The sequence below is a fragment of the Tropicimonas sp. S265A genome (assembly GCF_049800835.1).
Lineage (GTDB): Bacteria > Pseudomonadota > Alphaproteobacteria > Rhodobacterales > Rhodobacteraceae > Dinoroseobacter.
On the sequence record NZ_JBNAFU010000001.1, the window covers coordinates 163,276 to 183,168 of the forward strand.

General features: G+C 62.9%; 22 protein-coding genes. 13 read left to right on the top strand and 9 right to left on the bottom strand.

The window, feature by feature from the left end:
• Positions 1 to 141 precede the first annotated feature (141 nt).
• Positions 142 to 1,173: an ATP-binding protein gene (locus tag ACP15N_RS00825; RefSeq protein ID WP_425090319.1), complete on the bottom strand. Its 1,032-nt coding sequence runs from the start codon at positions 1,171 to 1,173 to the stop codon at positions 142 to 144.
• A 177-nt stretch (positions 1,174 to 1,350) separates the two neighbouring features.
• Between ACP15N_RS00825 and ACP15N_RS00830 the strand changes: the two genes are divergently transcribed.
• On the top strand, positions 1,351 to 1,725 hold the full coding sequence (locus tag ACP15N_RS00830) for a hypothetical protein (RefSeq protein ID WP_425090320.1): 375 nt from the start codon (positions 1,351 to 1,353) through the stop codon (positions 1,723 to 1,725).
• Position 1,726: 1 nt separating this feature from the next.
• On the opposite strand, the gene ACP15N_RS00835 is transcribed toward ACP15N_RS00830, so the two are convergent.
• From ACP15N_RS00835 to ACP15N_RS00845, 3 genes are all read right to left on the bottom strand, one after another.
• Positions 1,727 to 2,251 carry a gamma carbonic anhydrase family protein gene (locus ACP15N_RS00835; RefSeq protein WP_425090321.1) on the bottom strand — a complete coding sequence of 175 codons (525 nt, stop codon included), beginning with the start codon at positions 2,249 to 2,251 and terminating at the stop codon, positions 1,727 to 1,729.
• A complete protein-coding gene (gene gmk / locus ACP15N_RS00840; protein ID WP_425090322.1) occupies positions 2,248 to 2,904 on the bottom strand; it encodes a guanylate kinase in 657 nt (218 codons plus the stop codon). Before gmk ends, ACP15N_RS00835 begins: the two co-directional genes overlap by 4 nt.
• An 82-nt stretch (positions 2,905 to 2,986) precedes the next feature.
• Positions 2,987 to 3,895, bottom strand: coding sequence for a YicC/YloC family endoribonuclease (locus tag ACP15N_RS00845; RefSeq protein ID WP_425090323.1), 909 nt, complete (start codon positions 3,893 to 3,895; stop codon positions 2,987 to 2,989).
• A 149-nt stretch (positions 3,896 to 4,044) separates the two neighbouring features.
• Between ACP15N_RS00845 and ACP15N_RS00850 the strand changes: the two genes are divergently transcribed.
• Positions 4,045 to 4,824, top strand: coding sequence for a PAS domain-containing protein (locus ACP15N_RS00850; RefSeq protein WP_425090324.1), 780 nt, complete (start codon positions 4,045 to 4,047; stop codon positions 4,822 to 4,824).
• A 7-nt stretch (positions 4,825 to 4,831) separates the two neighbouring features.
• On the opposite strand, the gene ACP15N_RS00855 is transcribed toward ACP15N_RS00850, so the two are convergent.
• Positions 4,832 to 6,211 carry a class II 3-deoxy-7-phosphoheptulonate synthase gene (locus ACP15N_RS00855; protein WP_425090325.1) on the bottom strand — a complete coding sequence of 460 codons (1,380 nt, stop codon included), beginning with the start codon at positions 6,209 to 6,211 and terminating at the stop codon, positions 4,832 to 4,834.
• A gap of 175 nt (positions 6,212 to 6,386) precedes the next feature.
• Here ACP15N_RS00855 and ACP15N_RS00860 point away from each other — a divergent pair, with 175 nt between their 5' ends.
• Positions 6,387 to 7,391, top strand: coding sequence for a GlxA family transcriptional regulator (locus ACP15N_RS00860; protein ID WP_425090326.1), 1,005 nt, complete (start codon positions 6,387 to 6,389; stop codon positions 7,389 to 7,391).
• Here the strand turns inward: ACP15N_RS00860 and ACP15N_RS00865 are convergent.
• Positions 7,388 to 8,497, bottom strand: coding sequence for a PQQ-dependent sugar dehydrogenase (locus ACP15N_RS00865; RefSeq protein WP_425090327.1), 1,110 nt, complete (start codon positions 8,495 to 8,497; stop codon positions 7,388 to 7,390). The two genes, ACP15N_RS00860 and ACP15N_RS00865, sit on opposite strands and share 4 nt — an antisense overlap.
• A gap of 207 nt (positions 8,498 to 8,704) precedes the next feature.
• On the opposite strand from ACP15N_RS00865, the gene ACP15N_RS00870 reads away from it, so the two are divergent.
• The 6 genes from ACP15N_RS00870 to ACP15N_RS00895 all read left to right on the top strand — a co-directional run bounded on the left by ACP15N_RS00870 (position 8,705) and on the right by ACP15N_RS00895 (position 14,418).
• Positions 8,705 to 9,886, top strand: coding sequence for an ABC transporter substrate-binding protein (locus ACP15N_RS00870; RefSeq protein WP_425090328.1), 1,182 nt, complete (start codon positions 8,705 to 8,707; stop codon positions 9,884 to 9,886).
• Between the two features lie 62 nt (positions 9,887 to 9,948).
• Complete coding sequence (locus tag ACP15N_RS00875) at positions 9,949 to 10,737, top strand: ABC transporter ATP-binding protein (protein WP_425090329.1); 789 nt, start codon at positions 9,949 to 9,951, stop codon at positions 10,735 to 10,737.
• Complete coding sequence (locus ACP15N_RS00880) at positions 10,734 to 10,862, top strand: hypothetical protein (RefSeq protein WP_425090330.1); 129 nt, start codon at positions 10,734 to 10,736, stop codon at positions 10,860 to 10,862. Before ACP15N_RS00875 ends, ACP15N_RS00880 begins: the two co-directional genes overlap by 4 nt.
• A gap of 34 nt (positions 10,863 to 10,896) precedes the next feature.
• Positions 10,897 to 11,715 (top strand): ABC transporter ATP-binding protein, encoded by an 819-nt coding sequence (locus ACP15N_RS00885; protein WP_425090331.1) that lies wholly within the window; start codon positions 10,897 to 10,899, stop codon positions 11,713 to 11,715.
• Positions 11,716 to 12,100: 385 nt separating this feature from the next.
• Complete coding sequence (locus tag ACP15N_RS00890) at positions 12,101 to 13,111, top strand: branched-chain amino acid ABC transporter permease (protein WP_425090332.1); 1,011 nt, start codon at positions 12,101 to 12,103, stop codon at positions 13,109 to 13,111.
• Positions 13,108 to 14,418 carry a branched-chain amino acid ABC transporter permease gene (locus ACP15N_RS00895; RefSeq protein WP_425090333.1) on the top strand — a complete coding sequence of 437 codons (1,311 nt, stop codon included), beginning with the start codon at positions 13,108 to 13,110 and terminating at the stop codon, positions 14,416 to 14,418. The genes ACP15N_RS00890 and ACP15N_RS00895 overlap by 4 nt, the downstream gene beginning before the upstream one ends.
• Positions 14,419 to 14,488: 70 nt before the next feature.
• Here the strand turns inward: ACP15N_RS00895 and ACP15N_RS00900 are convergent, their stop codons facing one another.
• Positions 14,489 to 14,938, bottom strand: coding sequence for an iron-sulfur cluster assembly scaffold protein (locus tag ACP15N_RS00900; RefSeq protein ID WP_425090334.1), 450 nt, complete (start codon positions 14,936 to 14,938; stop codon positions 14,489 to 14,491).
• Positions 14,939 to 14,999: 61 nt separating this feature from the next.
• Here ACP15N_RS00900 and hisI point away from each other — a divergent pair, with 61 nt between their 5' ends.
• Positions 15,000 to 15,359: a phosphoribosyl-AMP cyclohydrolase gene (gene hisI / locus ACP15N_RS00905; protein ID WP_425090335.1), complete on the top strand. Its 360-nt coding sequence runs from the start codon at positions 15,000 to 15,002 to the stop codon at positions 15,357 to 15,359.
• Here the strand turns inward: hisI and ACP15N_RS00910 are convergent.
• Complete coding sequence (locus ACP15N_RS00910) at positions 15,356 to 15,991, bottom strand: thiamine phosphate synthase (protein WP_425090336.1); 636 nt, start codon at positions 15,989 to 15,991, stop codon at positions 15,356 to 15,358. The genes hisI and ACP15N_RS00910 overlap by 4 nt on opposite strands.
• Before the next feature lie 120 nt (positions 15,992 to 16,111).
• On the opposite strand from ACP15N_RS00910, the gene ACP15N_RS00915 reads away from it, so the two are divergent.
• Genes ACP15N_RS00915 through ACP15N_RS00925 form a run of 3 tightly spaced genes read left to right on the top strand, consistent with a single transcriptional unit; the run spans position 16,112 to position 19,523 of the window.
• Complete coding sequence (locus ACP15N_RS00915) at positions 16,112 to 16,894, top strand: RNA methyltransferase (protein ID WP_425090337.1); 783 nt, start codon at positions 16,112 to 16,114, stop codon at positions 16,892 to 16,894.
• Between the two features lie 8 nt (positions 16,895 to 16,902).
• Positions 16,903 to 18,054, top strand: coding sequence for a heme A synthase (gene ctaA, locus ACP15N_RS00920; RefSeq protein WP_425090338.1), 1,152 nt, complete (start codon positions 16,903 to 16,905; stop codon positions 18,052 to 18,054).
• Entirely contained in the window at positions 18,051 to 19,523 is a 1,473-nt protein-coding gene (locus ACP15N_RS00925) for a carboxypeptidase M32 (protein ID WP_425090339.1), read from the top strand. The genes ctaA and ACP15N_RS00925 overlap by 4 nt, the downstream gene beginning before the upstream one ends.
• A 186-nt stretch (positions 19,524 to 19,709) precedes the next feature.
• On the opposite strand, the gene ACP15N_RS00930 is transcribed toward ACP15N_RS00925, so the two are convergent.
• On the bottom strand, positions 19,710 to 19,832 hold the full coding sequence (locus tag ACP15N_RS00930; RefSeq protein ID WP_425090340.1) for a hypothetical protein: 123 nt from the start codon (positions 19,830 to 19,832) through the stop codon (positions 19,710 to 19,712).
• Between the last annotated feature and the right edge of the window lie 61 nt (positions 19,833 to 19,893).

Below are 19,893 nucleotides of genomic sequence, written 5' to 3' on the forward strand. Positions count from 1 at the left end.
GTGTTCGTTAAACGGCGCTGTTTTCAGCGCTCCACGGCTTCCTAGTTGGACCGTGCGATGCTTTTGCTACGTTTTTGTAACTGTTTTGTGACGCCATCTGCTGACCTTGCGTCAGCTTGAATCGGCCCCGGGAATGCCGGTTCAGAGTTTGCGTAAAATAACTGAAAACCGCGATCCGACGCCCTTTGTGCTTGTGACATCCAGACGACCGCGATGGCGGTGAATGATGTGTTTGACAATGGCCAGACCCAGTCCCGTGCCGCCAAGCTCGCGCGACCGGTGATCATCGACCCGATAAAATCGCTCGGTCAGGCGCGGGATGTGGTGCTGAGCGATTCCCTCGCCCTCGTCTTGCACCGACACCTGATAAAACGGGCAGCGCAGATAGATGTCGCTGTCACCTTCTGACAGACTCACCGTGACTTTGCTGCCGGCGCGCCCGTACTTCAGTGCGTTCTCCAGAAGGTTGTTGAAGACCTGGCGCAGTTGGTCTGCGTCCCCGGTCACGTCCGCCTCGGGAAACGTGGGCGGGTCGAACACGATCCGGTCGCGGTCAGGCTGTTCGGCGATGGAGCTGCGCGCGGCCGCAAGCACCTCCGACAGGCGCACGCGCGCATGGGGCACTTGCCGCTCGGAAAATTCTACCCGGCTCAGCGACAGGAGGTCGCCGACAAGCCGGTTCATGCGTTGTGCCTCGCGCGCCATCATCCCCAAAAATCGCTCGATCGCGACCGAATCATTTCGCGCTGGTCCCCGCAACGTGTCGATGAATCCGAGCAAGGCGGTCAGGGGGGTGCGCAATTCATGGCTGACATTGGCAACGAAGTCGCGCCGCATCATCCCGGCCTCGTGCATGGGCGTCTTGTCCTCAAGGCACACCAGAACCGCCCGCCCAAGTTCCAATCGCGATACGGTCGCCTCGTAAATCCGATCCGTTCCCTGTCCCGAAAGCGTGTATTTCGTCACCACGCGGGTGCCGTCGCGGGCGCAGGTTTCGATGGCCGAGACAAGCGCAGGCTGGCGCAACCGCGTGATATAATTGCGATCTATGAAGTCATCACCGAACAGCGTCCGCGCGGGCGCGTTGGCGAGTTTGATCCGTGCCGACACATCCACCACGAAACTCGGGATGGGCAAGGCCGCAACTATTTCATCAAGTCCTTCAAACAACATTCACAGCGCTTTCAATGCCGACCCCATCTGGGACACGTTTAAATTGAGTATCAATTTCGCTTTTTCGTTCTTAACGGGTGGACAATTTGAAATTGGCATACGAAAACATCAAAGGTGCGACCACTCACACGCTGCCAATGGGCGATAGATCCAACGCGGCAAGGGATAGTATACAGAATGCGTCCTCTCGAAGGCCACGCCGTGGCAGATTTTGCGCAAAGACTCCGCCAAGACAATGCGGACAACAGACACAAGCTTCTTGTCGTCGATGCGTGCGCGAACGCCGCTGATGATGCGATTTGTGTAACGCAAATCGATCCGGATTTTCTCGATACGCGGCGTCCGGAGGTTGTTCTCACGCCCCTCGTTTCGGCGACCTTTGATGCCGTCGAGGTCGCCGAAGCGCTTTGGTGTGCCGGCTTCACCGGCGAATTGATAGTCATGGCGGGCCCCCTGCCGCGCCCCAAGCTGGTCGAAAGCGAGTTGCGGGCCGTTGCCCCTGGCGTGACACTGACGCTCAACGTTCCCAGCAAAGCCGCCGCCGCCCATTGATCTAGACTTGCGCAAGCCCGGCGCGGAACCGGCGCATGTTCGCCTGGTAGCCCGCTGCGGATTTGAGCAATCCCTCTCGGGCGGCGGCATCCAGCGTGCGCACCACCTTGCCCGGTGTGCCAATTACAAGGCTGCCATCGGGGATCTCCTTGCCTTCCGTCACCAGCGCTCCGGCACCGATCAAGCACCCCTTGCCGATCTTCGCTCCGTTCAGGATCGTCGCCCCCATCCCGATCAGGGACCCGTCGCCGATCAAACAGCCATGCAGCATCGCCTTGTGCCCAATCGTGCAATTGGCCCCGATGCGCAGCGGATAGCCCATATCGGTATGCAGAACACAGTTTTCCTGAATGTTGCTGCCCGCACCGACACGTATTTCCTCGTTGTCGCCGCGCAGTGTGCTGCCGAACCAGACAGAGGCCGCGTCTTCCAAAACGATCCGACCGATCAGGTTGGCGTCAGGCGCCACCCAGTAATCGCCGCTTTCGGGAAACTCCGGCGCAATGCCGTCCAGTGCGTAGATCATTCCTGTCCCTCCTCGAATTCCATCTGAAGTTTGCGCACATGCGCCTGAAGGCCCGGTTGTTGCGCGCGGCGCATCCGCTCGGCGCTCACGATGGTCTTCAGTTGCGCTTCGGTCGCATCCAGATCGGTGTTCACAAGCACGTAGTCATACCCGTCCCAATGACTGATCTCGTCCCAGCTTTTCAGCATCCGCTTGCCAATCGTTTCTTCCGTATCCTGGCCGCGCGACACCAGCCGCCGTTTCAATTCGGCAATCGATGGCGGCAGGATGAAGACCGACAGCGTGTGCTTACCCAAATCCGAGTTGCGGATCTGCTGGGCGCCCTGCCAGTCAATGTCGAACAGCACGTCCCGCCCACTTTCGATGGCGTCTTTCACCGGGGCCAACGGGCTGCCGTAGAAATTCCCGAACACGTGGGCGTGCTCCAGCATCCCGTTCTCGCTGACAAGCTGCTTGAAAGCAGGGGCGCTGATGAAGTGATAATGCACGCCGTCCTCCTCACCCGGACGGGGCGCGCGCGTGGTGGCCGATACCGAGAAAGACAGGCTCTCATCCCAGTCCATCAACCGCCGGGCCAGCGTCGATTTTCCCGCCCCCGAGGGTGATGACAGGATGATCAGAAGCCCGCGCCGGGGCGTTGTGGTCTCGGTCACGTGTCGCGTCCTCCTCGCTGCGCGACAGGCTTAGGCGCTGGCGCGCCAAAGGGCAACCGTCAGCCCTTCAGGCAAGGGGGCATTACTCGAGGTTCTGCACCTGCTCGCGCATCTGATCGATCACGACCTTGATCTCCATCCCCGTGGCCGTCAGGTCGGTGTCCTGCGATTTCGAACACAGCGTGTTGGCCTCCCGGTTGAACTCCTGGCACAGGAAATCCAGACGACGCCCGACCGGCCCGCCCTTGGCCAGCAGGTCGCGGGCAGCGGCCACATGGGCGCGCAGGCGGTCGATCTCTTCGGTGACATCGCCCTTGACCGCCAGCACCGCCAGTTCCTGTGCGATGCGCTGCGGGTCGGGCGCGTCCTGCCCGGCGGCCTCCAGCAGTGTCGCGACTTGCGTTTTCAACCGCGCTGCCCCCGTTTCAGCCCGTGCGTCCGCCTGCCTCATCGCCGTGTCCGTCAGGGCCGCGATCCGAGTGATCTGATCGTTCAGGATCGTACCCAGAGCCGCGCCCTCTTCTGCGCGGCTTTCGATGAACGCCTCCAGCGTTAAGGCCAGATCGACCAGGAGCGCCTCGCGCAGCTCCGTGATCTCTGACACGCTCGCCTGATCGCCATCGTTGATGCCCTTCACCGCCATCAGGTCCAGCGCCGACGGAGGCGCCAGGGTCATCCCCTCCGCCAGGGCTGCGTTTGTAACATGGCCTACTGTTCGCAACAGCGCTTCGAGGGCGACTTCGTTAACCACGCCAGCTGCTTCTCCGGCCCGCGCGAGCCGTAACCCGCCGGTCACATTTCCGCGTTCAAGATCTGCGGAAAGTGTCTTTCGCGCCGCCGGTTCCAGCCCCGTCACCCAATCTGGAACACGCAATTTTATGTCGAGACCACGGGCATTTACAGATCGAAGTTCCCATGTCCAGCCCCAGGTTTCGGTCCCCCCTGTTCGGGTTGCATAGCCGGTCATCGAGTGCAGGGAGAGGTTAACCATTGGTAATATTTCCCAATGCAATTTTCACTAAGTCTGGCATGTTAACGTCCAAGTAAGGAATTCACGCCCCAAGCGTTAACATCGTTTGACCGCAGCGTGAACTCGAAGGCTCCCGTTGGTGCGGGGCATGGTGCAAGGGAAGCTGAGTGATGAACGGTATGGATCGCAACGGGGCCAACAGGGACGAGGCAATCGTGTCTCTGGACAAGCGCAAGGCGACGCTGCGCAGCAAGGTCATGGTGGATATGCTCGACTATTGGCAGGGGTTGCGGCCTGACGGCGGCCTGCCGGCGCGCGGCGATATCGACCCGCGCCGGATCGAGGGGGCGCTGCCCTACGCCTTCGTTCTGGAACGTCTTGCACCCGGTGTGGCGCGACTGCGCGTGGCGGGCGGACACCTGACCGACCTCATGGGGATGGAGGTGCGCGGCATGCCGTTGTCGGCGCTGTTCCAGCATCCGGACCGAAACAAGCTGATGGGTCTGATGGACAAGATGTTCACCACCCCCCGCGCGCTCGAACTGGAACTTTCTGCCCGGGCTGACCGGGACCGTCAGGTCGTCCACGCCGAGATGATGATCCTGCCGCTGCTGGACGATCAGGGCATGGTGACCCGGGCGCTCGGGTGTCTCGTGGGCCGGGGCGCGTTCCCGAACCCGCCTTACCGGTTCCATATCGATGCAGCGCGCGAAACCGATATTGAGATCAACCGCGATAATGTCAGCTTTGCGCCCGCGCGCCTGCCCTCGCCCAAGGTGTCCCGGACCGAGGGTCTTTCAGGCACCGGCGCGGCGAAGCCGGTCGGCTTTGCCGATGTCGCCAAGACCTACGCGCAGCCCGTTGGCCAGCCTGCTCTGACAGGGGCGGATACAGAAACGGCGCAAACCCGCCCGTCCGGGAAAGCGCCGTTCCTGCGTATCGTGAAGTAAGCGCCGCCTACGACCCGGTTGCCGTTTTCGCGGCGTCGGTGGCGCGGTAGCTTTCGATCTCTTCGGAGACAAGAAACGCCAGTTCCAGCGCCTGACTTGCGTTCAGGCGCGGATCGCATGCGGTGTGGTAGCGGCTCGACAGGTCTTCATCCGTCACCGCCCGGACACCGCCAGTGCACTCGGTCACGTCCTTGCCTGTCATCTCGAAATGCACGCCACCCGGGTGGCTGCCCTCGGCTGCGTGAACGGCAAAGAACTCCTGCACCTCGCGCAGGACCGACTCGAACGGGCGCGTCTTGTAACCACTCGCCGACTTGATCGTATTGCCGTGCATCGGGTCGCAGGACCACACCACGTTTGCGCCCATCTCCTGGACCACGCGCACCAGCCGCGGAAGGTGGTCACCAACCTTGCCGGCCCCGAACCGCGCGATCAGGGTCAGGCGCCCTGCCTCGTTCTCGGGGTTCAGCTTGTCGATCAACACCTTCAGATCGTCGTCGCTGATCGAGGGGCCGCATTTCAGACCAATCGGGTTCTGTACTCCGGCACAGAAATTCACATGCGCGCCGTCAGGTTGCCGCGTACGGTCGCCGATCCAGATCATGTGACCGGAGCCCGCCAGCCACTTGCCCGACGTGGTGTCGAGACGGCACAGCGCCTCTTCATACTCCAGCAGCAACGCCTCATGGCTGGTGAAGAAGTCCACCGTGCTCAGCTTGCTGTCAATTTCCGAACTCAGACCGGCCGCCCGCATGAAGTCGAGCGCGTCCGAAATCCGCGACGCCATCTCCCGGTACCGCTCCGACCCGTCGCGATCGGCAAAACCGAGCGTCCAGGCGTGAACCTGGTGGATATCCGCATAGCCGCCCTTGGAAAACGCGCGCAGCAGGTTCAGCGTCGCCGCCGACTGGGTGTAGGCCTGCAACATCTTCTGCGGGTTCGGGATGCGACTTTCCGGTGTGAAATCCAGATCGTTGATGATGTCCCCGCGGTAGCTGGGCAATTCCTGCCCGTCCTTGACCTCTGTCGGGGCGCTGCGGGGTTTGGCAAACTGGCCTGCCATGCGGCCCACTTTCACCACCGGCATCTTCGCGCCATAGGTCAGCACAACCGCCATCTGCAGCATCACCTTGAAGGTGTCGCGGATCAGGTCGGCGCTGAACTCGCCAAAGCTCTCGGCACAGTCGCCCCCCTGAAGCAGAAACGCCTCGCCGCGCGAGACATCGGCAAGCTTGGCCTTCAGTGACCGGGCCTCGCCTGCGAAAACCAGCGGCGGATACTGCTGAAGCTGCGCCTCTGCTGCGGCAAGGGCCGCTGCGTCGGTATAGTCAGGCATCTGGATCCGGGGCTTCGTGCGCCAGTCAGATTTGCTCCAAGGCCGCGTCATGGGGGTTCTCCAAGCGTTGTGGTAGCGTAAACATCGGCCTTCTACGCGACCCGGCGCGGCTTGCCAATGCGCTTTACGTCGGAGGTGCGATCTACGATTGCGCAATCGCGCACGATAGGGGAAGCTGCCCGGCACGGGTGACATCCCGCGCTCATACACCGCGCCGAAAGACACAATGGACGACGTACAGATCATCGCGCTCGACCCGATCCCGGGGCACAAACCCCGCAGGTTCGTCTTTGCGCTGATGCACAATTTCACGATGCTGTGCTTCTCGTCCGCGGTCGAGGCGCTGCGCATCGCCAATCGCATGTCTGGACAGGAGCTTTATTCCTGGGCGCTGGCGGGCGAAGGTGGCGAGATCGCCTACTGCTCCGCCGGGGTGGGCTACAAGCTGGACATGGGGTTGACCGAGCTGACCCGCGACGACACGCTGATGCTCTGCGGCGGCCTCAACATCGCCGAGGCGACGACCAAGCCCCTGCTGAACTGGCTCCGGCGGGAGGCGCGGCGCGGGATCGTGACGGCGGGTTTGTGTACCGCAAGCTACACGATGGCGCAGGCCGGGTTGCTCGACGGCAAGCGGGCCACGATCCATTGGGAAAACCAGGACAGTTTCCTTGAGGCGTTCGACGAGGTCGATCTGACCAAATCGGTCTTCGTGATGGACGGCAATCGCTATACCACGGCGGGCGGCACCTCCTCCATCGACCTGATGCTGGCGATCATCGCCAACGACCACGGGGAGGAGCTGGCGAACGCCGTGGCCGACCAGCTGATCTACACCACCATCCGTACCGATCAGGACACGCAGCGTCTGTCAGTACCCACACGCATCGGGGTCCGTCACCCCAAGCTTGCACAGGTCATCCAGACGATGGAAGCGAACCTGGAGGAGCCGATCAGCCCCTCGATCCTGGCCATGGATATCGGGATGAGCACGCGGCAGCTTGAACGCCTCTTCCGCCGCTACCTAAACCGCAGCCCCAAGCGGTACTACATGGAACTGCGCCTGCAAAAGGCGCGCAACCTGCTGATGCAGACGGATATGAGCATCATCAACGTCGCGCTGGCCTGCGGCTTCACCTCGCCGTCGCATTTCTCCAAATGCTACCGCGCGCAATACCAGATCACCCCCTACCGCGAACGCGGCAGCCACGTGACGCGGTTGAGCGTCTAACCTCGCGCCTCGGGCGTCATCCGATACAGCGCGCCGTTACCGACGCTCAGAAACCAGATCGCGCCGTTCGGGCCCTCGCGCACGTCGCGGGTTCTGGCAGTGGCGTCGCCTTCGATCTCTTCCTCGGTAAAGCTGCTGCCATCCAGCCGCGACAGGTAGCCAAACTTCAGGCTGCCGATGAACATGTCGCCCCGCCATTCGGGCCAGAGCGCGCCGGAATAGATCATCATCCCCGACGGCGCCATCGACGGATCCCAATAATGCGCGGGCTGTTCCATCCCCGGCTTTTCCGTGCCCTCGCCGATACGCAGGCCGGAATACTGCCGCCCGTAGGCGATCACCGGCCAGCCGTAGTTCGCGCCCGGTTCCACGCGGTTCACTTCATCCCCGCCGCGCGCGCCATGCTCGACCACCCATAGGTTGCCGTCCAGATCAAGGGCGGCGCCTTGCGCATTGCGGTGCCCATAGGACCAGATTTCGGACTGCGCGCCCGCCTGCCCCACGAACGGATTGTCCGCGGGGACCGTCCCATCGCGGTTCAGCCGCACCACGGTGCCGTTTTCATTGCCCAGATCCTGCGCACTGTCATCGTCGCCCCGGTCACCGATGGTCAGATAGATCTTGCCATCCACGCCTTCGACGATGCGAGAGCCGAAATGCCGCCCGCCCCGACTGCCGGGTTCGGACTGGAACAGGATCCGCGTTCCTTCCAGCGCGGTGCCGTCGGTGCTCAAACGCCCCACGGCCAGCCCGGTGCCCGCACCACGCCCCTGTGGGATCGAAAAACTCAGAAACACCTCGCGGCTCCCGGCGAAGTCGCGCGGGATCATCACGTCCAGCAAGCCACCCTGCCCGCCAGTCTCGACCTCCGGCACGCCGCGCACCGGTGTTGAGGTGCCGTCCGCCACATGCAGCAGCCGCCCGCCCCGCTCGGTAATCAGCAGGCCACCGCCGGGCAAAAAACCAAATCCCCACGGCTCGTTCAGTCCGCTGACGACCTGGTCGACCTCCACCGGGCCGGCAGAGGTTTGCAGGGTTTCCGCCGACGCAGGCGCACTTGTCAGAACAGCGGCTGCAATCAGGCTTAAAACTGTGGGACGGGTCATTGGCTGCCTCCGGATTTGCATGGTGCAGATGTAGGTGTCCCCCCGTCCAAACCCAGCACAGACCACGCGGACGTGAGCAAAGCGGCGCGCAGAGCGCCCGCATGGCGTCCGATAACGCAGGGGCACCCACGCACGCCCCCTTTTCTTTCTGCACACGGCGAACTAGCGTCTGCGCAGGACGTTAGATCCACTTAGGGAGTTAAATGAATGAAAAAGCTGTTACTGGCTTCCGTTGCTGTTCTGGCCGTCGCCTCGGCTGCAGGCGCAAATGAAGTGAAACTGGGCATCGCCCTCGGCTTCTCCGGCCCGCTCGACAGCCTCGCGCCGCCGATGGAAGCGGGCGCGAAATTCGCGATCGAGAAGATCAACGAAAGCGGTTTGTTCCTTGACGGGGCGACCATCACTTCCGTTTCCGGTGACAGCACCTGCGTTGATGCGGGCGCGGCCACTGCGACTGCGGAACGCCTGATCACGGCCGAAGGCATCAATGGCCTGATCGGTGCCATGTGCTCCGGGGCGACCGGCGCAATCGTGTCGAATGTGTCCGTTCCCAACGGCATGGTCCAGATTTCGCCTTCCGCCACCTCGCCCGCGCTCTCGACGATCGAGGATAACGGCCTGTTCTTCCGCATGGCTCCCTCGGACGCGCGCCAGGGCGAAGTCATGACCCAGATCATCATGGAACAGGGCATCAACTCCGTTGCGCTGACCTACACGAACAACGATTACGGCAAGGGCCTGGCCGACAGCTTCGCCGCCGCGTTCGAGGCCGCCGGTGGCGAGATTACCACCAGCATCCCGCATGATGAGGCCAAGGGCGACTACGCCTCCGAGGTCGGCTCTCTCGACGCCGCAGGCGGTGAGGCGCTGGTCGTGGCCGGATACGCAGATGGCGGCGGCGCAGGCATTATTCAGGCCGCGCTGGATGCTGGGTCCTTCGAACAGTTCATTCTGCCGGACGGCATGATCTCCGACACGCTGACAGACGCGTTCGGCTCTGATCTCGATGGCGCGTTCGGTCAGATTCCGGCCCCGGCTGGCGACGGTGCAGGTGTCTTTGCCGACATGGTGGGCGACGCGTTTGACCCGACCTCCGCCTATGCAGGCGAAAGCTTCGACGCGGCAGCCGTGATGCTGCTTGCGATGCAGGCTGCGGGCTCATCGGCGCCTGCCGATTACCTGCCCAAGATCCTCGAAGTGGCCAACGCTCCGGGGGAGCCGATTGGCCCGGGCGATCTGGCCAAGGCGCTTGAAATCCTCAAGAGCGGCGGTGACATCGACTATACCGGAGCCACGGGCGTCGAACTGATCGGCCCCGGCGAATCCGGCGGCACGTATCGTCAGGTTGTGGTCGAAGGCGGAGCGTTCAAGACAGTGCAGATGCGCTGAGCCGAACCTGTGCGACATCAAGCAGCCCCGGCAGCGCCCGGGGCTGTTTTGCGAGGAACGATATGATCAGGGTCGAAAATCTCCACAAGCATTTCGGCGGCTTTCGCGCCGTGGATGGCGCGACGCTAACGATCGAGACCGGCTCGATCACCGGGCTCGTCGGGCCGAATGGCGCGGGAAAAACAACGCTTTTCAATGTGATCGCCGGCAATCTTAAACCGACCTCCGGCAAGGTCTTCATGGATGATGAGGACATCACCGGGCTGGAACCGCATGATCTGTTCGCCAAGGGCTTGCTGCGCACGTTTCAGATCGCGCATGAGTTTTCCACGATGACGGTCCGTGAGAACCTGATGATGGTCCCCGGCGGCCAATCGGGAGAGACGCTCTGGAACACCTGGTTCGGGCGTGGACGCATCGCGCAAGAAGAAGCGGCGCTTCTGAAGAAAGCCGACGAAGTGCTTGAATTCCTGACGATAGATCACCTCAAGGATGAGCTTGCGGGCAACTTGTCGGGCGGGCAGAAGAAGTTGCTTGAGCTTGGCCGTACAATGATGGTTGACGCCAAGGTCGTGTTCCTCGACGAGGTCGGTGCGGGCGTGAACCGCACGCTGCTGATGACGATCGCCGACGCGATCCTCCGGCTGAACAAGGAGCGCGGCTACACGTTCTGCGTCATCGAACATGACATGGATTTCATCGGCAAGCTCTGCGACCCCGTGATCGTCATGGCCGAGGGCAGAAAGCTCGCCGAGGGCACGATGGCCGACATCAAGGCCAACGAACAGGTGATCGAGGCGTATCTGGGCACGGGGCTGAAGAACAAGGAGAAGCTGGAGGGCGCGTCTTGAGGGCGCTTTGCCCGGTCCTGCCGGTGCTGGAACACTCCGCGTTCGGCGCGGCCGCGCACGGCGACATTGTCACCGGGCGGGATCTGATCCCCAAGCAACACCTTGGAACCTGCCTGCCAACATGATCAGAGCCCCAAAAACAAGAAAAAGAGGGACGCGATGAGCGATTATTCCGACCGGGGCAACAAGGACGCCTCGATCACCAATCCCCGCCCCGGCGGCACGTTCGCGGCGGTCGCGTCCGAAGGCGACCACCGCCTGGCCATTCCCGGAGAACCGTTCCTGATCGGCGATGGCATGACCGGCGGCTATGGGGGCGCGGATATCCTGCACGACTGCACGATTTCGGTCGATCGGGGCGAGATTGCCGTGATTGTCGGCCCCAACGGCGCGGGCAAATCCACCGCGATGAAGGCGGTGTTCGGGATGTTGAACATCCATACCGGCACTGTCCGGCTGGGGGGCGAGGATATCACCGCGCTCAGCCCGCAAGCGCGGGTGGCCAAGGGCATGGGCTTCGTGCCGCAGACCAACAATATCTTCACGTCCATGACGGTGCAGGAGAACCTCGAAATGGGGGCCTTTATCCGGCGCGACGACATCTCCGAAACGATGGATCAGGTCTATGAATTGTTCCCGATCCTGCACGACAAACGCCGTCAGGCCGCCGGAGAGCTGTCGGGCGGCCAGCGCCAGCAGGTCGCCGTGGGCCGCGCGCTCATGACCCAGCCGCAGGTCCTGATGCTGGACGAGCCCACAGCCGGGGTCAGCCCCATCGTGATGGACGAGCTTTTCGACCGTATAATCGAGGTCGCCCGCACCGGCATCTCCATCCTCATGGTGGAACAAAACGCCCGCCAAGCCCTTGAGATCGCGGACAAAGGCTATGTCCTTGTGCAAGGCGCCAACCGCTACACCGACACCGGCAAAGCCCTTCTGGCCGACCCCGAAGTCCGCAAATCGTTCTTGGGGGGCTGACTAGTGCGCTACGTGACAGCCGCTCTTTGCATTCTGGTTTTGCCAGCGCAGCTTCAGCGAAGCCCACTCTCGTTTGCAATATCGAACTCGTATGTGGCCATACAGAACCTTGCAGCGACCATGGACGTGAATCCTCCCCTCCAGTTCGTATCTCCGGCGGTGAAAATAACGTCCTCACGGCGGACTTTGGGCACAGGAGCGCCAAGTTTGATCGCTTTGTCGAGCTGGAGAACAACGCCATTTTTGCTCAGTCATTCGACGAGAAAACCGGGAGGCAGGAGATGCTTACCTTGATGCCAACCGGAAACCTTATTCTGACGGTCCATAACAACATGGATATCGGGATTGCCATAACGGCTTTCGGCAAGTGCGAAAGGGCCGACTAATGGACTTCCTCAACGCCCTTATTGCCCTTCTGAACTTCGTCATCATCCCTGCGACCGCCTATGGCAGCCAGCTGGCGCTTGGTGCGCTCGGGGTGACGCTGATCTACGGTATCCTGCGCTTCTCGAACTTCGCCCATGGCGATACGATGGCGCTGGGGACCATGTTCGTGATCCTGATCACCTGGGGGTTTCAGGCCGCCGGGATCGGGTTCGGCCCCCTGCCCACCGCGCTGCTGGCCTTGCCCTTCGGCATCATGCTGACGGCCGTGCTCCTCATCGGCACCGACCGCGCGGTCTACAAATTCTACCGAAAACAGAAGGCCGCCCCGGTGATTTACGTGATCGCCTCTCTGGGGGTGATGTTCGTCTACAACGCGCTGACGCGGTTCATCATCGGCCCGGACAATCAACGGTTCTCTGATGGCGAGCGGTTCATCATCTCCGCCCGCGAGTTTCGCGACATGACCGGCCTGTCAGAGGGGCTGGCGTTCCGCACGTCCCAAGGGATCACCATCGTCACCGCTGTCATTGTCGTTGCGATCCTCTTCTGGTTCCTCAACAAGACCCGCACCGGCAAATCCATGCGCGCGTTCTCTGACAACGAGGATCTGGCGCTGCTGTCGGGCATCAACCCCGAACGCGTGGTGATGGTCACCTGGATCATTGTCGCCGCCCTCGCCGTCACGGCAGGCACGCTTTACGGGCTCGACAAATCCTACCGCCCGTTCACCTACTTCCAGCTTCTGCTGCCGATCTTTGCCGCCGCCATCGTCGGGGGCCTCGGCAGTCCGCTCGGGGCCATTGCAGGCGGGTTCATCATCGCGTTTTCCGAGGTCGCCGTTACCTACGCCTGGAAAAAGGTCGCAACCTACATCCTGCCCGAGGCACTGGCGCCCGAGGGCCTCGTCCAGCTTCTGGGCACGGAATACAAATTCGCCGTCAGTTTCGTCATTCTGATCATCGTTCTGCTGATCCGACCGACAGGCATCTTCAGGGGGAAAGCGGTATGAACAACGCTGTCCGGACACCGCTTCTCTTTGCCTGCATGGCCGGGCTGATCGCCCTGACGGGTGTGCTGCAAAGCTGGGATTCCGCGCTTGGCTTGCTGAATTTCGGCCTGATCGCCGCGATCATGGCGCTGGGTGTAAACATGCAATGGGGCTACGCGGGCCTGTTCAACGTCGGAATCATGGGCTTTGTGGCTCTGGGTGGCGTTGCGGCTGTTCTCGTGTCCATGCCACCGGTGAACGAGGCGTGGGCGCAGGGCGGCTTGCAGATGCTGTTTGCGCTGACCGTCGGGATCGCGACCATCATCGGCGCCATCTTTGCTTGGCGCAGGCTGGCGGGTGCGAAGTATCGCGCCTTGGCGGTTCTGGCCATTCTCATCGTCGGCGCGGTGATCTTCCGCGCCCTGTTCGGCCCCGCACGCGACGCGATCGAGGCTGTAAACCCCGCAGGCGAAGGCTACCTTGGCGGGCTCGGCCTGCCGATCCTGATCGCGTGGCCGGTGGGCGCGCTGTTCGCCGCCGGGGCCGCGTGGATCGTGGGCAAGACGGCACTCGGCCTGCGTTCGGACTACCTCGCCATCGCCACGCTCGGGATCTCCGAAATCATCCTTGCGGTCATCCGCAACGAGGATTGGCTGACGCGCGGCGTAAAGAACGTCAATGGCCTGCCGCGTCCATGGCCCGTTCCCTACGAGATCGAGTTGCAGGAAGACCCCGGTTTTCTGGCGCGCGCCGAAGCCTGGGGTGTTGATCCGGTCGGGCTCAGCACTCTGACAGTGAAGCTGGCCTATGCCGGGCTGTTCCTGACCGTTCTTCTGATCCTGATGTGGCTCGCGCAAAAGGCGCTGAGTTCGCCCTGGGGGCGCATGATGCGCGCGATCCGTGACAATGAAACCGCTGCCGAGGCGATGGGCAAGGACGTCAAGCGCCGCCATCTGCAGATTTTCGTCATCGGCTCCGCGGTCTGTGGCCTCGCCGGCGCGATGATGACCACGATGGACGGACTGCTGAACCCCGGGGCGTACCAGCCCTTGCGCTACACGTTCCTAATCTGGGTGATGGTGATCGTCGGCGGGTCGGGCAACAACTGGGGTGCCGTGCTGGGCGGGATGCTGGTGTGGTTCCTGTATGTGCAGGTGGAACCGATGGGCACATGGCTGATGGGCGTTCTGACGGCCGGGCTGGAGGATGGAAGTTTCCTCAAGGACCACCTGATCGCCAACGCAGTCTACATGCGGTTCCTGGTGATGGGGATCGTGCTGCTGCTGGTGCTGCGGTTCAGCCCGCGGGGGCTTATTCCGGAGCGGTGAGCCAGTGCGACGGTCGTAGCGAGAGGCCAGCGCCTCGCGCTCCCCGGATATCTTCAGACCCGAATGAGGCTCAAGCGCATTTGGCCGATTCGGCCTCCTGCATCGCTGCGGCGGTCGCCTCCAGGGCAAGCAGGATCGAGGCATGGCGGTTCTTGTAGTCCTTGGCCGGGATCAGCACTTCCAGCCCGTCAAACGGCGCGTCGGGAACAGGTCCGTCGGTCTTGAGCATCGCCTTGAGTTGGTCGCGCGCGGTTTCCACCTCCGCGCGGGTGCGCCCGATCACCGCCTGCCCCAGCACGGAAGCCGCCGCCTGCCCCAAGGCGCAGGCTTTGACGTCCTGTCCGAACTCCGCGACCTTGCCGTCGGCAAGCTTCACATCCACCGTCACGGTCGATCCGCACAACGGTGAGCGTTTCTTGGCGGTTGCGTCGGGCGCCTCCAGACGCTCAGTATGCGGAATCTCTGCCGCCAGCGCCAGAATGCGCTGCGAATAGAGTTTGATCAGGTCCGTGTCAGACATGGCGTTTCCTCCGGTCCTGCCTTAGATAGGCCGCGCTGTCGCATGTCCATAGGAGTTCCACATGGCGTTTGATCCTGCAACCCTTCGGTTCAACGACCAAGGTCTGATCCCCGTCATCGCGCAGGAGGCAGAGACGGGCGAGGTGCTGATGATGGCGTGGATGAACGCGCAGGCCGTGGTCAAGACGCTTGAGACCGGGCGCGTCACCTACTGGTCCCGCTCGCGGCAGGCCTTCTGGATCAAGGGGGAAACGTCAGGCCATGTACAGGAGCTCGTCGATCTGCGCGTGGATTGTGACCGCGATTGCCTGCTGGCGCTCGTACGTCAAACCGGGGCGGCCTGCCACACCAACCGCCGTGTGTGCTTCTATACATCCGTGAAGGACGGGGACGAGGTCGAGTTGATGGCGCCGATGACCTAGTCGAGCACGGCGACTAGCGCGTTCAGTGCCGCAACCGGATCATCGCCTGTCCAAATCTCGTCCCCGATGCCGAAAAAATCGGTCTTGTCGGCCAGGGCCGCAACCATATCGGGGGTCAGGCGCCCCTCGGCCACCACGGGCACCTCGATCACTTCGGACCACCACGCAAACGTGTCCAGCGAAACCACCTCGCCGCTGCCGGTCAGCCCCTCGGTTACAGGCCCGAAGGCGATGTAATCGGCGCCCGCCTCCCCGGCGCTCATGCCGTCGTGACGTGACACCCCGCAAAACGCCCCCACGACCGCATCCGCTCCCAGTTCGGCGCGGATCTTGCGGACAGAGCGCGCGCCGTCGCCCAGATGCACCCCGTCAAGCCCGTGGCGTTCCACCATCATCCAATGGCTGTCGATCACCAGGGGCACATCGCGGGCATGGGCCACTTCGCGGCAGGCATCAGCCGCGCGCCCGATCCTGTCCTCATCCCGCGTGGCCAGCGCCAGCCGTACACAGGCAATCGCGCGCGCGTCCAGCACACGTGCCAACTGGCCCGGGAAATCCAGCAGGTCGAACTCCGGCGGCGTGATCAGATAAAGCTGTGGCTGCTCTGGGGCGGTCTCGGACGTGTCGGCCATTTTCGGGGCTCCGTTCTTATCCCGCCTGCTATACCCCCCTGCCGCGGCGATGAAAATGCCCGATCCACGCGGGGGCGCGGCGGCTTGCGGCCCTTGCGCGCGCCGCGTATCAGACGGGGCATGAGCGTCTCGCCCCCAGATCAGCCGGCCTTCGTGCTTGTCCGCCCGCAAATGGGCGAAAACATCGGTGCTGCCGCGCGCGCCATGTTCAATTTCGGCCTGACGCAGATGCGTGTCACCGCCCCCCGTGATGGCTGGCCGAACGAACGCGCCGTGGCCCTTGCGTCGGGCGCAGGCCGGATTCTCGACAATGCGGGGATCTTCAACACCACACGGGCCGCCCTGCGCGAGGCGGACTACATCTATGCCACCACGGCCCGCCCGCGTGAGTTGACAAAACCGGTGCTGACCCCGGAACGCGCGATGGCACAGGCCCGCGCCCTGATCGACAGTGGCCAGCGGGTCGCGGTCCTGTTCGGGCCAGAGCGCGCAGGACTGGAAAACGACGACATTGCCCCCGCAGATGCGATCATATCCGTGCCGGTGAACCCCGACTTTCCGTCGCTCAACCTTGCCCAATGCGTGCTTCTGGTTGCCTATGAATGGCGCCGGCAAGGCGACACCACCCCGCCCGAGATCATCGAGTTCGCCAAAACCCGCTTCGCCAGCGGGCTTGAGACCGAAAAGCTCGGCGACCACTTCGAAGAACGGCTGACACAGGCCGGGTTCTTCCACCCGCCAGACAAGATCCCGCACATGAAAACCAACCTGCGCAACATGCTGGGCCGCCTGCCGCTGACCTTGTCGGATGTGCAGACATTCCACGGCATGCTGCGGCAGTTCGCCCGCTGGCAAAGCAAATCCGCGAGCGCATCTTCTGCGCCAGAGACCGACAACGACTGAGCCGACACATGAGCAAGAAACGCAGCATTTTCGAGGAGGTGGGCAGCGATGCCCCCCAAACCGCAACGCCGTCCCCCGGCGTGATCGACCGGGCCAAGCGCACCGGCGCGCGCGGGGCGGTGCGCGTCTGGCTGATGATCCTCTTTGCGCTGGTGGTGATCATGATTGCGGTGGGCGGACTGACCCGGCTCACGGATTCGGGGCTCTCGATCACGGTCTGGGCGCCGCTCTCGGGGGCAATCCCGCCGCTGACCGAGGCGGACTGGCAAGCCGAGTTCGAGCTTTACCGTCAGATCCCCGAATACCAGTTGCAGAACAAGGGCATGACCCTGTCGGAGTTCAAGTTCATCTACTGGTGGGAATGGGGGCACAGGCAGCTTGGTCGCGTCATCGGTCTTGTGTGGGCGCTTGGGTTCTTTGGCTTTCTCGTGACGCGCAAGATCCCGCCGGGCTGGACCGGGCGGCTGGCATTGCTGGGGGCACTCGGCGGCCTTCAGGGCGCAATCGGCTGGTGGATGGTCTCATCCGGTCTGACCGGAACGATGCTCGATGTCGCCTCGTACCGCCTCGCCGTTCACCTTGGCCTCGCGTTCTTCATCCTGGCGCTGATCGCGTGGTATATCCTGCACCTTGGCCGAACAGAGGCTGATCTTCTGCAAGCCCGCCGGTCCGGCGAGAAAAAACTTTTCGGCATGACCACTGGCCTTCTGCATCTCAGCTTCGTGCAGATCCTGATCGGCGCGCTGGTCGCCGGGATTGATGCGGGCCGCACCTTCACCGACTGGCCGTTGATGGCCGGGGGCTTTCTGCCGCTTGACATGTGGGATCTGGACCCTGTCTGGCGGAACCTCTTTGAAAACCCGGGCACGGTGCAGTTCATCCACCGTATTGTCGGCTATGTGCTGATCCTCCTCGCCATCGGGGTCTGGGTCGTGGCGCGCAAGTCCCCGAATGTGCTGACCAAACGCGCCTATGACTGGGTGGCGGTGATGCTCTTTGGTCAGATCGTTCTGGGAATCGTCACCGTGCTGAATGCGGCCCCGTGGTACTGGGCCATTGCGCACCAGTTCGGGGCGGTCGTGCTGATCGCGCTGATCCTGCGCGCCCGGTTCCTGGCGCGCTATCCCAAGTCCATCTCCATCCGGGGGGCCGCCGCATGAGCGCATTGACCGATCTGCTGGCGTTCCAGCGGGAAACAGAGGCGCTGGGGCAGATCATGGGCCGGCTGGGCTGGGATCAGGAAACCATGATGCCGCGAGGGGCTGCCGATCAACGGGCCGAGGAGATGGCCGCGCTGGAGGCTGTGCTTCATTCCCGCCGTACCGATCCGCGCCTCGGCGATTGGCTTGCCGCAGCCGAAACAGAGACCGAGGCGGAGGAGGCGCAACTGCGTGAAATCGCGCGGTCCTACGCCCGCAACGCGCGCATCCCGGCCCGTCTTGCGACGGACCTGGCGGCGCTGACCTCCCGCGCGCAGGGCATCTGGGCCGAAGCGCGCGCGGCGGATGACTTTGCAGCCTTCGCTCCGACGCTGGATCAGGTGATCGCGCTCAAACGCGAAGAAGCCGCTCTGCTGGCCGAGGATGACGGCACGCTCTACGACGCGCTCTTGCAGGATTATGAACCCGGCGCAACGGCGGCCGGGATGGCGGCCATGTTCGATGCAATGCGGCCCCGCCTTGTTACGCTGCGCGACGCGGCCCTCGCCGCAGATCCTGCCCCGACCCTGTCCGGTACATTCGATGATGCGGGCCAATTGGCCCTGTCGGAAAAGCTCGCCACCGCGTTCGGTTATGACCAGTCCATGGGGCGCATCGATCTGGCCGTGCACCCGTTCAGCTCCGGCTCCGGCGCGGATGTGCGGATCACGACGCGGGTTGCACCGACCGATCCCTTCAACTGTTTCTACTCCACGATTCACGAGGTCGGGCACGCCACGTATGAACAGGCCGTCGATCCCGCGTACCGCCTGACAGCCATCGGGCGCGGGGCCTCGATGGGCGTGCATGAAAGCCAGAGCCGGATCTACGAAAACCAGCTTGGGCGCTCGCGTGCGTTCACCGGCTGGCTCTACGATCAGATGGTCGCGCAGTTCGGGGATTTTGGCCTCGACGGGCCGGACGCGTTCTATCGCGCTGTCAACAGGCTGACCCAAGGCTATATCCGGACAGAGGCGGACGAGGTGCAATACAACCTTCACGTCATGCTGCGCTTCGATTTGGAACGCGCGCTGGTGTCGGGCGACCTGTCAGTGGCCGATCTGCCAGGGGCGTGGAATGACCGGTTCGCGTCGGATTTCGGCGTCGCGGTCGACAAGCCGTCGAACGGCGTCTTGCAGGACGTGCATTGGTCGGTCGGCCTCTTTGGCTATTTCCCGACCTATGCGCTTGGCAACCTGTACGCCGGGTGCCTGTTCGATGCGATGAAATCCGCCGTGCCCGGATGGGAGGATGCGCTGGCGGAGGGCGACGCGACCCCCGCGACCGACTGGCTGCGGCAGGCGTTGCAGCAACATGGCGCCCTGCGCCTGCCATCGGACACGATCGAGGCCGCAACCGGGTCCAAACCCAGCGCCGAGCCGCTGCTCGATTACCTCGAAACCAAGTTCTCCGATCTGTACAATTTGTAAAAACGCCTTTTTCTGGTTGCTACAAAACGTACAAAACAAAAAAATCCGCCGCACCAGCGGGCAGCCGGGCGGCGGACAGGAGGCGGATCGATGGGGAACGAGCGCGGGAGGCTGGGGGGCCTCTGACAGTCGGGCGCCGGGCAAGCGCGGACTGCTCACGCAATATCGATTACCGCAGGCAGAAACTCAAAGGATACCAGGCAGTTGCAGGACCACTGCAAAGGCCAGAACGATCGCCAGAGCGCCCGTTGCATCGAGGGCCAGTGTTCCGGGGGACCGGGTAACGATTGTTTTAATGCGAACCAACATCAGGCGTCTCCTCGGGATCGTTGTTGACCCTTTGTTCTCATTTCAGTCGCCAGAAGTAAAG

What these genes read in the sequence shown, in the direction of transcription:
- ACP15N_RS00825 (WP_425090319.1), bottom strand. Translation starts at nt 1,173, where the DNA reads ATGTTGTTTGAAGGACTTGATGAAATAGTTGCGGCCTTGCCCATCCCG.
- ACP15N_RS00830 (WP_425090320.1), top strand. Translation starts at nt 1,351, where the DNA reads ATGCGTCCTCTCGAAGGCCACGCCGTGGCAGATTTTGCGCAAAGACTC.
- ACP15N_RS00835 (WP_425090321.1), bottom strand. Translation starts at nt 2,251, where the DNA reads ATGATCTACGCACTGGACGGCATTGCGCCGGAGTTTCCCGAAAGCGGC.
- ACP15N_RS00845 (WP_425090323.1), bottom strand. Translation starts at nt 3,895, where the DNA reads ATGGTTAACCTCTCCCTGCACTCGATGACCGGCTATGCAACCCGAACA.
- ACP15N_RS00850 (WP_425090324.1), top strand. Translation starts at nt 4,045, where the DNA reads ATGAACGGTATGGATCGCAACGGGGCCAACAGGGACGAGGCAATCGTG.
- ACP15N_RS00855 (WP_425090325.1), bottom strand. Translation starts at nt 6,211, where the DNA reads ATGACGCGGCCTTGGAGCAAATCTGACTGGCGCACGAAGCCCCGGATC.
- ACP15N_RS00860 (WP_425090326.1), top strand. Translation starts at nt 6,387, where the DNA reads ATGGACGACGTACAGATCATCGCGCTCGACCCGATCCCGGGGCACAAA.
- ACP15N_RS00865 (WP_425090327.1), bottom strand. Translation starts at nt 8,497, where the DNA reads ATGACCCGTCCCACAGTTTTAAGCCTGATTGCAGCCGCTGTTCTGACA.
- ACP15N_RS00870 (WP_425090328.1), top strand. Translation starts at nt 8,705, where the DNA reads ATGAAAAAGCTGTTACTGGCTTCCGTTGCTGTTCTGGCCGTCGCCTCG.
- ACP15N_RS00875 (WP_425090329.1), top strand. Translation starts at nt 9,949, where the DNA reads ATGATCAGGGTCGAAAATCTCCACAAGCATTTCGGCGGCTTTCGCGCC.
- ACP15N_RS00885 (WP_425090331.1), top strand. Translation starts at nt 10,897, where the DNA reads ATGAGCGATTATTCCGACCGGGGCAACAAGGACGCCTCGATCACCAAT.
- ACP15N_RS00890 (WP_425090332.1), top strand. Translation starts at nt 12,101, where the DNA reads ATGGACTTCCTCAACGCCCTTATTGCCCTTCTGAACTTCGTCATCATC.
- ACP15N_RS00895 (WP_425090333.1), top strand. Translation starts at nt 13,108, where the DNA reads ATGAACAACGCTGTCCGGACACCGCTTCTCTTTGCCTGCATGGCCGGG.
- ACP15N_RS00900 (WP_425090334.1), bottom strand. Translation starts at nt 14,938, where the DNA reads ATGTCTGACACGGACCTGATCAAACTCTATTCGCAGCGCATTCTGGCG.
- hisI (WP_425090335.1), top strand. Translation starts at nt 15,000, where the DNA reads ATGGCGTTTGATCCTGCAACCCTTCGGTTCAACGACCAAGGTCTGATC.
- ACP15N_RS00910 (WP_425090336.1), bottom strand. Translation starts at nt 15,991, where the DNA reads ATGGCCGACACGTCCGAGACCGCCCCAGAGCAGCCACAGCTTTATCTG.
- ACP15N_RS00915 (WP_425090337.1), top strand. Translation starts at nt 16,112, where the DNA reads ATGAGCGTCTCGCCCCCAGATCAGCCGGCCTTCGTGCTTGTCCGCCCG.
- ctaA (WP_425090338.1), top strand. Translation starts at nt 16,903, where the DNA reads ATGAGCAAGAAACGCAGCATTTTCGAGGAGGTGGGCAGCGATGCCCCC.
- ACP15N_RS00925 (WP_425090339.1), top strand. Translation starts at nt 18,051, where the DNA reads ATGAGCGCATTGACCGATCTGCTGGCGTTCCAGCGGGAAACAGAGGCG.
- ACP15N_RS00930 (WP_425090340.1), bottom strand. Translation starts at nt 19,832, where the DNA reads ATGTTGGTTCGCATTAAAACAATCGTTACCCGGTCCCCCGGAACACTG.